At 58.7% G+C, this 11487-nt stretch carries 16 protein-coding genes; 10 read left to right on the top strand and 6 right to left on the bottom strand.

Features of this window, described 5'->3' with window-relative positions; translation table 11 throughout:
* Window positions 1-192 precede the first annotated feature (192 nt).
* The gene (locus tag E4M07_RS28330; RefSeq protein WP_136661777.1) at window positions 193-528 is read right to left on the bottom strand and encodes a hypothetical protein; all 336 of its coding nucleotides are present in this window, start codon (window positions 526-528) and stop codon (window positions 193-195) included.
* A gap of 222 nt (window positions 529-750) precedes the next feature.
* Here E4M07_RS28330 and E4M07_RS28335 point away from each other — a divergent pair, with 222 nt between their 5' ends.
* The 3 genes from E4M07_RS28335 to E4M07_RS28345 all read left to right on the top strand — a co-directional run bounded on the left by E4M07_RS28335 (window position 751) and on the right by E4M07_RS28345 (window position 3632).
* Window positions 751-1101, top strand: coding sequence for a DUF736 domain-containing protein (locus tag E4M07_RS28335; protein ID WP_136661778.1), 351 nt, complete (start codon window positions 751-753; stop codon window positions 1099-1101).
* Between the two features lie 272 nt (window positions 1102-1373).
* Complete coding sequence (locus E4M07_RS28340; protein WP_136661779.1) at window positions 1374-1802, top strand: hypothetical protein; 429 nt, start codon at window positions 1374-1376, stop codon at window positions 1800-1802.
* Between the two features lie 234 nt (window positions 1803-2036).
* Window positions 2037-3632, top strand: a complete 1596-nt coding sequence (locus tag E4M07_RS28345; RefSeq protein WP_136661780.1) for a DUF4172 domain-containing protein — start codon at window positions 2037-2039, stop codon at window positions 3630-3632.
* Window positions 3633-3650: 18 nt separating this feature from the next.
* Here the strand turns inward: E4M07_RS28345 and E4M07_RS29270 are convergent, their stop codons facing one another.
* Window positions 3651-3809, bottom strand: a complete 159-nt coding sequence (locus E4M07_RS29270; RefSeq protein WP_169054457.1) for a hypothetical protein — start codon at window positions 3807-3809, stop codon at window positions 3651-3653.
* A 145-nt stretch (window positions 3810-3954) separates the two neighbouring features.
* Between E4M07_RS29270 and E4M07_RS28350 the strand changes: the two genes are divergently transcribed.
* Window positions 3955-4365 (top strand): antirestriction protein, encoded by a 411-nt coding sequence (locus E4M07_RS28350; RefSeq protein WP_136661781.1) that lies wholly within the window; start codon window positions 3955-3957, stop codon window positions 4363-4365.
* Window positions 4366-4437: 72 nt separating this feature from the next.
* Here E4M07_RS28350 and E4M07_RS28355 read toward each other — a convergent pair whose 3' ends face one another.
* Complete coding sequence (locus E4M07_RS28355; RefSeq protein ID WP_136661782.1) at window positions 4438-6279, bottom strand: type IV secretion system DNA-binding domain-containing protein; 1842 nt, start codon at window positions 6277-6279, stop codon at window positions 4438-4440.
* Window positions 6280-6319: 40 nt separating this feature from the next.
* Complete coding sequence (locus E4M07_RS28360; protein WP_136661783.1) at window positions 6320-6604, bottom strand: TraC family protein; 285 nt, start codon at window positions 6602-6604, stop codon at window positions 6320-6322.
* Window positions 6605-7034: 430 nt separating this feature from the next.
* Between E4M07_RS28360 and E4M07_RS28365 the strand changes: the two genes are divergently transcribed.
* From E4M07_RS28365 to E4M07_RS28390, 6 genes are all read left to right on the top strand, one after another.
* Window positions 7035-7262, top strand: a complete 228-nt coding sequence (locus E4M07_RS28365; RefSeq protein WP_136661784.1) for a hypothetical protein — start codon at window positions 7035-7037, stop codon at window positions 7260-7262.
* 36 nt (window positions 7263-7298) lie between these two features.
* A complete protein-coding gene (locus E4M07_RS28370) occupies window positions 7299-8315 on the top strand; it encodes a LuxR C-terminal-related transcriptional regulator (protein WP_136661785.1) in 1017 nt (338 codons plus the stop codon).
* 513 nt (window positions 8316-8828) lie between these two features.
* The gene (locus tag E4M07_RS28375; protein WP_136661786.1) at window positions 8829-9290 is read left to right on the top strand and encodes a hypothetical protein; all 462 of its coding nucleotides are present in this window, start codon (window positions 8829-8831) and stop codon (window positions 9288-9290) included.
* Window positions 9291-9311: 21 nt separating this feature from the next.
* Window positions 9312-10118 carry a DUF932 domain-containing protein gene (locus tag E4M07_RS28380; RefSeq protein ID WP_136661787.1) on the top strand — a complete coding sequence of 269 codons (807 nt, stop codon included), beginning with the start codon at window positions 9312-9314 and terminating at the stop codon, window positions 10116-10118.
* 169 nt (window positions 10119-10287) lie between these two features.
* Entirely contained in the window at window positions 10288-10548 is a 261-nt protein-coding gene (locus tag E4M07_RS28385; RefSeq protein WP_136661788.1) for a type II toxin-antitoxin system prevent-host-death family antitoxin, read from the top strand.
* Window positions 10545-10958, top strand: coding sequence for a hypothetical protein (locus E4M07_RS28390; protein ID WP_136661789.1), 414 nt, complete (start codon window positions 10545-10547; stop codon window positions 10956-10958). Before E4M07_RS28385 ends, E4M07_RS28390 begins: the two co-directional genes overlap by 4 nt.
* Window positions 10959-10993: 35 nt before the next feature.
* Here E4M07_RS28390 and E4M07_RS28395 read toward each other — a convergent pair whose 3' ends face one another.
* Complete coding sequence (locus E4M07_RS28395; protein ID WP_136661790.1) at window positions 10994-11191, bottom strand: hypothetical protein; 198 nt, start codon at window positions 11189-11191, stop codon at window positions 10994-10996.
* Window positions 11192-11207: 16 nt separating this feature from the next.
* Window positions 11208-11487, bottom strand: a 280-nt coding sequence (locus E4M07_RS28400) for a conjugal transfer protein TraD (RefSeq protein WP_246660653.1), incomplete at its 5' end; no start/stop codon positions are given.

Below are 11487 nucleotides of genomic sequence, written 5' to 3' on the forward strand. Positions count from 1 at the left end.
CTCCACAGACATGGCGCAGGATCGGGCGACAGCAACCAGGTTGACGACATGGCGCAGGCCGCCTAATCATGAAACCGCAACGCTGCCCGTTCCTTTTTCAACAGAGAACGGGACATCCCCGGAACCGTTCGCACCAAAACTTTGGAAGACCAGCACGAAGAAACGTGGCGGACGGTCGATCTGGTCGTGTCCTCATTCGATCTGTTGCAAAAGCACCTTCGCGGTCCGGACGAGGGTTGATCCGGCAAACAGTGCGAGCGGATCGGCGGTCCTCGGCGACGTAACGTTGCGACGGTGAAGCGGTCCTGAGAACCGCTGCACATGCCCTCGTGCTGTGGCGGTATCGTCGTTCGGATGCATCGTCTGCGTCCCGCGCTCCTTCCGGAACGGGTCATCAAGCAGCCGATGTTTTCCCTTCTGTACCGTCGGTCGGGACGGTGTCCCTGGCTGTTTGTCGTTCGCTTTGTCAGCGCGTTCCTGAGCGGGTGCCAATCGCAGCGGGTGTCGTTGGCCTTCGCTCGTGGACATGACGCATTCCTCACCCGATCGATGCCGGCAGAGCCCTTTTCCTGATGAGCAAACCTTGCATGGCTGCTCCACGACGCAATGTCGAAAAGCACGACCGTGTTCTCGCCCTGACGGGCTGCGAGCCGCGCCACTCGTACGTTTCTCATTGCCTCCTGTCACGATCGCCATGCCGACGGATGGCCATCAGGAAATGGTTCCTGACAGCAAAAGAGGAATATCATCATGTCCACCAGACTTGCAACGCTCACCCTCGATGACAACGGCAATTATGTCGGTACACTCACCACCATGGCGCTGCGCAGGCAGATCAGGGTCGTACCCAATGGGCGAGCCGGCGACGGGAACCAGCCGGACTGGCGGATCACCACCAACAGCGGCTACGAGCTTGGCGCGGCCTGGAAGCGCGTTTCCGGGAACACCGGCAATGCCTACCTGTCGGTCAGGCTGGCGGCGCCAGAGCTGGGTTCGTTCGCGATTTACGCAAACATTGTCGCCCTTGATGAGGTCGGCGACGATGACGTGACGCATCTGATGCTCTGGTCAGCCCGCGAACCGGCTGCCGAGGCAGCCTGATCCCGAGACGAATGGCGGGCAAGTGCCCGCCATTTTCCCTATCGTGATCGTTCTGCCAAAGCAGGCTCAAACCGGAAAGCGGCAACCCGGGCTGTCCGATCCCTTCCGGAGCGATTTCTTCCGGTACCGCGCAAACGGCGAACACGGTGCGCATCAGGCAACTCCAGAAAATCTCCTGGCGTGACAGGAACGGGTCCGCACTGTAGTCTTGCGGACACGCATTCAGGCAGCGCGGAAGACAAACGGCTACCCGGATGTTGCGGGAGGGATCATTGGGCAATTTGGGAATGATAGAGGAGGCGGCCCAGGAATTCGACACAAGCCATGTCGTTTTTTTCGAGTCGACTCCGGATCCGGCGGTCCTGAAGCCCAACCAGGTCGGCGTCAATATCCGGGTCTTCAATCAATTGAAACTGCACTTCAAGCGGATCCGGCACAACAGCGCCTACCGGATCCTTGCCGATTGCTGTCAGGACATTGGCGACGAGGGTCGAATCGGCTCGGTCGAAGACAGCGCCCGGCGCCTGGAAATCCATGTTACAACCATCGCACGCTGGCGCACGAAGTTTGCCGACGCGGATTTGCTCGTCCGCCTGAACGGCAACGGCGCCTACGGTGTGTCGCCAAAGGTTGCGGTGCGCATCGGGGCCGATGGAAAGCCGATCAAGGCGCGGCGCAGGAAAAACCATTTTCAGTTCTGAACACGGGGGCCAGACCACCGGAAACAGACCACCGGAAACAGGATCGAATTGGCATGAGATCGGCAGCGCATGGACAGTGTGGCCGGAACGCGATGTGATGATCGTCGAGCTTGCCCGCGGCGCTCGTGCGATCCCGGCGATGGACACTCGCTGATGAGATTATTCCTTTTAATCTAATCAAAAGCGCTTTTCTCTTGATGAGAATATGCCATATATTCCGATCAGGAGAACAGTATGGCCTATATCTGGGAAACCGATGCCTGGCCCAATATGACCTATGACGCCAGAGCTCTGCAGCGTGTCTTTGAGCAGGTCACGGGCAAGGCCGGTGAGCTGGCAGGCCTGCGCGAAAGCCTGTCCGAATCAGAACAGTTCGACACCTTCGTTCGGGAGGTCTCGGCAGAAAGCGTCAATTCCTTTGCGATCGAAGGCGAGGTTCTGGATCCGGAGGAGATGACGCAGTCGCTGATCGCGTCCCTGCGGGATCGCGACGGCAAGGCGGCGGCCGGAAACTATTGTGGGGTCGCCGAGGTCATGCTCGATGTGCGCGAGGCCGCACGGCCGCTCACGGTGGCACGCCTGAATGACTGGCATGCACAGCTGTTTCGCAACGAACGGTTCATGAAGGAGGTCGGCCGGCTTCGCCGACAGGACATGCAGGTTGTGACGGTGAAGCAGGGAGAGGTCAGAGAAATTCACTTCCAAGCGCCGCTGCCCGAGCGTTTGCAGACGGAGATGGAAAGACTTGTCGACTGGATCGGCCGGACCGGGCCTGATGGGCCGGACGCCGAGGCCTACGCCACGCCGGCGCGCGCCGCGATCGGCCATCTATGGTTCGAGACCATACATCCGTACTCCGACGGCAATGGCCGCATCGGCCGGGCGGTCGCGGATTACATCGCGGCCCGGGAAACGGTCTTCAGGCAAGCGCCCTTCAGCCTGTCGCGTGCCATTCAGGAAGACAAGGACGCTTATTACAGCGCCCTGCAAGCAGCCCAAACAACGGTTCCGCGCGAGGGTGCGCTCGATGTCACACCGTTCATATCGTGGTTTGGACAAGCCATGGAACGGGGGATTGAACTCGCCGCACAGGAGGCGCGATACATCAACAGCCGCAACCAGTTTTTCGAGAGGCACGCCGGTCTTTTGAACGAGCGGCAGGAAAAGGCCCTAAGGCGGGTTTTCCAGGAAAGACCGGAGCGGCTGGCGCAGGGACTGTCCTCCAAGCCGTATCAGCGGATAACAGGCGCCTCCTCGGCGACGGCGACGCGGGATCTGAATGATCTTGCAGACAAAGGCGTGTTGCGGCGGACAGAACAGGGCGGTCGCAGCACGGCGTACGACATCGTACTTGATCCGGTGCGGACCATCGGACTTGCAGGACGGTTTGATCAACTCGCGCATCACTCAGGTCTTGCCACTGAGCCCGACATAAGCCCGGATGCGGTCATCGACCCCGCCGGCTTCAACCGCGGATTGACCAGGGTTGAGGCCGCGGTGGTCGAGCAGGCGAGATCGGTGTATCTGCAGAGGGCGGACAACCACGAGCGGGTGTTCGATGTTGTCCGGCCGCAGGACCGCGTCGACGGGACCCTTCTTGGCAAGAACAGCCGGCACTACATGGTCGGGACATCGACGAAAGTTCTGGTCGGCAATTCCGATGATCTTCCCGCATCGGCTGTCATCGGCAAGCATGTGAGTTTTGAGGGCCGCACGCCGGTCCAGCCGCCGGATCTCGGTAAGGCGCAAGCGATCGGCAGGCAGGGTGACGCAACCGGTTCCAGGGGTTCGCTAAAATCGCTCGGCATCGAGCGCGACCAGGAAAAGTGATTTCCGGCCTTCGGCGCCTCAACGACCGAAGCGGCGCAATTGCCTGGCGATTGGCAACGCGGTGGTCTGATTTTCCAGGATTTGCCATAAGCAATCGGTTGCGCCCGGTTTGAGCAGCGGCATCGCTTTCCCGTGTGTCTTCCTCATCCCCTTTGAACCGGTTTCTTCAAGTCTCACGCTTCCAGCCGCCCGCGCCGGCAGATCAAGACCCGCCCGCTCCGCCCGCCGCCGGGCGGCGGCCGTGTTGGGTCCGGATCTGCCGGCTTATCCGGCCGGCTGTCTTTTCCCGCGTCTGAAGAAAGCGGCTCAAAGGAGAACTGAAATGACCGACGAAACAATCAGCGCGGAAGCTGTCCTCGACGAGAAGCAGCGTATGGAGTTTCTGCCAAAATACGCAGGCAAGAATTACCTGCGATTTGAAACCTGCGTGTACGCCCTGATGGACCGCGCCAGCAGGCAATGCCAGGGCGGCTTCTGGACTTTTTTCGAGCTTTCGAATGGCGGGTTTTATATGTGCCCGGACCAGTCCCAGGAATTCCTCATGACGTGGGAAGGCAACTATTTCGAGGGCAAAATGAGCGCCGATTCCGCTGGCGTGGCGGTCACGCTCATGGCATTGGGACATTTTTCATGCACGCTTGAAGGCGAAGACTTCGCCGAGCATTTCCACCGGCTTCGGGACTTCGCTTTGCAACGTGCGGAGTCTGCTCTGATTTTCGGATTTATCGATTGAACCTGCGTAAAACCGCCCCTCATCCCGGGGGGCGGTAGCCCCGCACGCCTTAGCCCGCTGAGGAACGTGCGGTCAGGATTCATCCGTGAAAGAACGACCGTCTGATTTGTCTTGTCCGCGCGCGTTGCGTTCGGACGACATATCCATTCCCGATCTGTCGAAGCGTCTGGCTTCCTGTGCGGTCATGGCTTCCTGAACCTTCCGCGCCTGCGGATCGGAGAATATCTTCCGCAATTGCGTGGTCCACTTGGCCGGCTGTTCCGGATCGCGCAGCTGCTTGATCGTCGAGTAGGGGACAACGACCCGGTAGAGATGCTCGCCGAGCCCGCTGACCAGCACATAAATTCCCTTCTTCGTCAGCATCGGCCCCAGTTTCGTCTGGAACTCGGAGCGATGCATCACCGGTTCCCTTTTCTCCTCGCGAATCCATTTCAGCCGGCCGGTGCCGATGGTGTCCTGCCGATGGGATATGAAGAGCGTTTCGCCGAACTGTTCCTCGAGCTTTCGCGCCGTCTGGCCGATATTGATCTTGGCCACCACTTTCGTGCCGACGAGGGACTCGACCTGATCGGCCATCTGCTGGCTGTATTTGGTGACCAGTTGTTCCAGGCCCTGGATTCCGAGCACACATGCGAGGCCCTTCGACCGGCCCGTCTCCAGCATCGCCTCGAACCGGTGGACCTTCGGCAACTGGGCGAATTCGTCCAGGAACAGCCATACGCGGCGCTGGGTGCTTTCCCCGAAAGACACATCGGAGACGTTGGCCGACATGACGGTCAGGAACGCGGAGATCCAGCCCTCGGACTGGTCCTGAAAGCGACCGGACCGCTGCAGGACGAGGGTCCGGTTCTTCGTGTCATCGTCCAACAGCCATTGGCGAAGGCAGAAGGCGTGGTTGTCGTCATTGTCGCGCCAGCCATAGGCAAGCATCCGGACAGGACCAAGGCCGGCGGCCATGGTTGAGATCGTCGCCGCGACCTGGCGGTAATCCGCATTGAGGAACGTGAGAGCGTCCCGGTGATAGGTCTGGGCGTATTTCTGCAGGGTCTCCAGCGGCAGTTGCGTCGCTTCCATCAACTCCCACCAGGTCCAGCGGCCGGGTTTGGTCTTCATCAGATAGATGATGCACAGCGCCAGGACCGTACGTGCTGAATCGGAAAAGAAGCGATCCCGGCTCTCCGGGATGATGCGGTTGGCGACCTCGATCGCATCTTCCTCGACCAGCAGGTCTCTGGCGATATCCCATATGACGGAGCGAGCATCGTGCGGCGCCAGGATAGTGGGAGGGCGCGTGTCCTTTGTCCCCGGCGGCCTGGAATAGGCCATCGATGTGTAGTCGCCCTTGAAATCGAAGATCACGCATTTGTCGCCGCGCGCCATGACGTTTCGAAGCAGCGGCATGATGGTCTGGGTCTTGCCGCCGCCGATCGCGCCGAAGACGAGGACATGATTGACCTCGCGCAGACGGCTCAGGTGAAAATCGCCGAACCAGCGGATGCCTTTCCGCGACATCCTGATCTCGTTCTTCGTGGCCTCCAGGAGCTCTTTCATGCCGGCGACGGTAAAGCCGGCCTTGATGATGATGGGTCGCACACGCAGGCCCCGGTCCCATATGAGGTAAAGCAGTGCGGCGATGGCGAGAAACGCGAAGCCGGCCGCAAGCAGGGTGCCCTGTTTGAAGATGTTCGCGTCCACCGGCCGCATCGCGCCCATGATCTGTTGGCAATAGGCCTGGTCGAACGGATTGACGCAGGCCTGGACGTAGACCCGCAAGAGCGGAAACGGCCGGCCGTCCATGCCGGTATAGGAGCGCAAGACGATGAAGTACCAGTAGGTCGCCGCGGCTGCGGCTGTGAAGCCTGCGATCGCAACGAACATCATTCTACGGGAAAGCTGCCCGGGCTTGCGGATCATGGGGTCCGCCTAGATCCAGTGCGCATTTCGGCTTCGGCCCCTATGATCCGGAAGAGGGGTTGGCCGCTGACGGAGAACCATTGCCTGCAGATTTGGCGGCGGTGGCGGTTTTGGCGTTTGGGCCTGAGCGATTTCGAAGCCGGTCTGCGATTGCTCCGAACTCTTTCAACAGCTCTGCATCCGGCACATCCAGCTCGACCAGTCCGGCCTTTGCCGCAAGCTTTCCGATAAGGGCAGAGCGTTGATCCAATGCCTTCTGGCGTTGCTGCTTGAGCGCTTCGATCTCTGTGTCGATTTCCGCTAGCGTGCGTGGTCTTCGAGCCATCTATGGGTCCTCTTATTGCTGTATCTGGCGTTAACGTTTCTACTACAGAGGGCCGCTGCATTTGCAAAGTAGGAAAAGGTCGCTCCCCTATATCGAAGCGAAAAACTGAAGCGATAAAGGGCGAAGGGATGCCGCTGTTGTCGCCATAAAGGCTCCGGTACGATTGGTCCGGGCGTGTCCGCCAAGCCGGACCAGGCTCCCGGTCGGCTGCGCCGAGCGAAGCCGATGGCGATGCTTGCCAACTTGTTCCGGGAACCTCAGGCGCCCATCCCGTCGTCTTCGCCATCCGGTTTCGATCCTCTGCGCAGTTGCTCCGCGGTAGTTTCCGATCGCCCGTCCTGCAACCGCATGAGCCGGGCAATGATGAACATGAAATGGGTGCCGAGATCACACCTTGTCGTGCATCCGCATGACAATCCGGATTGCCGCCATGAGCTATGATTTTCTCTTTGCGAATTGCGAGGGGTACTTCGTGGACATCAATTTGTTGATCATTCCTCATCTTCAGGAATCTCCATCGCCGGTCCGTTTGGATGCTGCCGCAGAAGATCGTTATTATTGCCGCTTCGATGCGCCGAATGGTGAGGGCATGAAACCGCTTGTGGCATTCGCAGCCGTGGTCGGCCTGCTCGCCGTCATTATTGAAGTGTTGCGCTGATTGTCTTTTAGTGCCGATGATGGAGTTCATACCAGGATGAGCGCACCCGATTGCGAAGACCGGATTGCCATTCTCGAAGTGATCGAGGCGGAGACGGTAGCCTATTTCAGCAAGGATTATGAATCTTGGAAACGGTGCTGGCTGCACGCTCCTCATATCCGCAAATGGTCCCATCTGGGCGATGGCAGCACCGCCATGGACGAAGGTTGGGACCAGATCGGTGCCAAGATGAAACACAGCATGGAGCAATTTCCCGAGCCCGAAGCCTCTGCCATTGCCAGGGTCCGGCGCGAGCGCATCGATATCCGGATTGGATCGAATTTGGCTTGGGCCACATTCGACCAGCATGCACCGAAAACCGGTGATGCGTTGGACAATCCGGGCGTACAGCACCAGATGCGGATCCTGGAGAGGGAAAACGGAGGATGGAAGATTTCCTGTGCCATCGTCATGCAGCGCCGTATCGACTATGCGCCCGGCCCACTGCTTCAGGTCGATGCCGACGCAACCCTGCTTTGGATGAACGGCGCGGCGGAGAAATATTTTCCGGGCCAACAGGGTTTGTTAATCAGCGGCGGTCGGTTGCGTGCGCGGAACAGGACCAGCGACAAAGCCCTCCGCGGAGCCATCCGCTGGGCGTCGCACATCTCGGAAAGGTACTATAGGGTTTTCCACCAGAACAACACGGTGCCGGCAACAGGTTTATCAATGTGCGGTGCAGTGCCGGTCGTTGTGTGCGACGACCAGGACGTTAATCTGCAGATCTGCTGGGTCATCGTCGACGGCGGCATAATCCTCATAAGCTTCCACGACAAACACATGACGGAACGCCGGCTTGCAGCTGCAGAGACTATCTACAGCCTGTCTCCGGCGCAGACACGTCTCGCGAAACTCATCATCGAAGGGCATGACCTGGCGCAGGCGGCCACCATTCTCGACGTCAGCATCAACACCGCCCGTACCCACCTGCAGCGCATGTTCGACAAGACCGGCGTAAGAAGCCAGACAGCTCTGGTGAGGGTGCTGCTGAGCACCAATTCCGCATTCTGGTAGACGTATCGGGAGACCATCTCTCGTCTGCCAGCTCACGGATTTCCCGTAATACTCGTTGTTCGGGCGTATCCGCCAAGCCGGGCCAGGCTCCCGGTCGGCTGCGCCGAGCGAAGCCGATGGCGATGCTTGCCAACTTGTTCCAAGGCCAAAACGTCTCGATGAGCGCTTTGTCCCGAGAACCGCAGGCGTCATCGCGTCGTCGTCGCCATGCGGTATCGATCCTTCAGGCAGATGAGTTTCAGGAACCGCCTTTGGCGGTTGCATTGTTTGTGAAGCGGGGAAAGAGGGCGCTGCCCTCTCTCCCCGGCAAGGTGAAAATCGGGTCTCCCCATAATTTTTGCGGCCAGGAAACCTGTCCGAAAAAATCACGGCTGCGCTGCCCTGCGCTTCGCTGCGGGTGGGCGATACCCCTCCCGATTTTCACCTTGCCCCCCTCTCACCCGCTGTTCCGCACGAGCTCGGAAGCAGGACGGGGTCCTGCCCCCGATCCGATTTTCGAGAAGGGAAAAAACGATGTCAGCAGATCACAGCGAATTGGTCACAACACACATTCCGACGCACCACGCCGCCGACAGGGCGGCCCGACGGCTCGCGTTCCGTTCCATTGAAATGCTTGAGCGCGCCATCGGGTGGGCAGCCGAACAGCCGACATGCATTTTCGGCGGCTATGACGAAAACGGCGATGTCATGCCAGAGGAAAATCCGGAGCCGTATGAAGCGGTCGCGACGTTCGAGGAAATGGTCGCAAGCAATCCCGGCGCTGTCTCAATCCTGGATGCGCGGGGCAGGGCCGATCTGGTTCAGGCCGTGCGTCCGGCCGAGACCGCAAACGCTGCCGATGATGTGCCATTCGGAGACGAGCCGCGCCGCTATTGCAACTACCAGTGCCAGAACTGCGACCGCGTGGTGAACCGCGAACAGCCGCCCGAAGCCTGCACGATGTGCGGCTGTGAAGATTTCCAGCCCATCAACTGAATACGACCCGGAGCCAGACAAATGTATTACTCAAGAACACCCATCACCCTGGACGAAGCGGCACGGTTAGCACCCAGCATTCTGGCAGCCGATCAGCACGAAAGCCGGTCCGACATTTACTGCTATGTCCCGACCCGCGACATACTGGCCGGTCTGATGCAGGAGGGATTCAACATCCATGGCGTGACCGAAGCCGCCGTGCGCAACCGCAGCCGGAACGGGTTTCAGAAACACCTGATTCGCCTGCGCAAGGAAGACAACGCCGACGCCAAGGAAGCGCCGGAACTTGTGCTTATCAACTCGCATGACGGTTCCAGCGCGTTTCGTCTCATCGCCGGTCTCATTCGCTTTGCCTGCGCCAACGGCATCATACTCGGCAATGGCTGGCAGGATGTGCGCGTCAAACACACGGGCGACGTTCTGGACAATGTGATCGAAGGAACCTTCACCGTTGTGGACCAATTCGATGAAAGCGCCGAAGCCGTCGACCGGATGAAATCGGTCAGGCTTGACCGGGAGGAGCAAGAGGTGTTCGCCCGCGCGGCGATCCCGTTGCGCTTCAATGTCGAGAGCGCCGCCGACGCGCCGGTCACGGTCGATCAGGTGAATTATTGCCGCCGCAGGAGCGACAGCGGCAACGATCTTTGGTCAACCTTCAACCGCGTTCAGGAAAATCTGGTCAAGGGCAATCTGCGCACCCGCAGCAAGGACAGATATGGCCGCATCCGCCGCAACGTCACAAAGGAGGTGAAAGGCATCGACCAGAATGTCAAACTCAATCGCGCCCTGTTCACGCTCGCGGAAGAAATGGCGAAACTGAAACAGTAGCGAAGTCACAAAAAAGCAGCATTGGCCCGGACAGCGTTTCGGGCCAGTGTGCAGACCAGCGGTTGCGACAAATAGCAGGAATTGAGCATAGATGTTTCGCGTTGACATTTTTACGTGTTTTTCGTAAAATGCGAAAAATGTGTATTTTGTAGTTGAAGAGCCTCACATCATGCCACGTCGCAATTTTTCATCCACTGAGCTGGGCCGAAATCACACCGAAGTCCTGATGGCCGCCGCTCGCGCACCGATCACGATCACCAAGCATAAACAGTCGCGATATGTCCTCATGACCAAAGAGCACTACGACCAACTGACGAAAACAGATGGACCGAGACAAGCGTTCCTGTCCAAAGACCTGCCCGACGAAATGCACGATGAATTGGTAGCCGGCATCGAGGAATATCTGGGCGAAAGCGAACCTGTCGAATGAGCTACGACGAAATCAGAACCGGGACAGTTGTTGAATACCAGTTTCTTTGGAGCCGAGAAGCAGATCGCGGTGAAACCGAAGGACGCAAGCCCCGACCGACTGCGGTCGCCTACAGGGTTGAACGGAAAGACCATAGCGCTGTCTATCTCATGCCGATTACCAGCAGGTCGCCACTGGGAAGTGCACTCGGTGTGGAGATTCCTGAAATTGAAAAAAGGCGTGCAGGATTGGATTCGGATTTGCGCCTTTGGATCATCATAGACGAAATCAATTTCGACATCATACCACACTCTCATGTACTGGAACCGGACGCGAAAATCGGCAAATTCGGCAAGCCGTTCTTTCAAAAAGTGCTCAAGCTTTGGATCGCTAATTTCAAGAGAACGAAAACCGTCTCACGGCTGGATTAGCGCTGGCGTGTCGGAACTCGTTTTCTGAGAACTGATTAGTACTCGGCGTTGGACGTGTTGAGCAGCGCATTTACATGCTCCGCAAATAGGGCGTGCAACACGTCCAGTTCTGTCAATACGTCTACAGGATCGCGATCAACGGCCCGCGCTGCATATGCGTGCAACGGTTCACTTGTCGCCGGGTCGTCGATGATTCGGTGCACCTGTTCGCGAAACCCGGTTGCATCGCACATCGGCATATCCCCTTTATCAATCGGCAGGCCTCTGCGGCGTATCATCCGTGTGGCCGGCAGGGATTTGCGTCCGCCGCTTCATGTAGTCTGACAGCAGCGCGACCAGTTCATCTGGCGGCAGATCGCCGGCGCCGGCTTTGATCACCAGTCCGCCAAGTACAATCTTGTTGCGTGTTGGGGATGTCCCGTTCTCTGTTGAAAAAGAACTGAGGATTGGGTGGCGTTGCTTCCCCTGAGCATTAAGCTCAGGGCATTGAACCTGAAAGGAAGCAACACCATGAAGACGATTAGCACAT

Source organism: Nitratireductor sp. XY-223 (genome assembly GCF_004959855.1).
GTDB lineage: Bacteria > Pseudomonadota > Alphaproteobacteria > Rhizobiales > Rhizobiaceae > Hoeflea_A.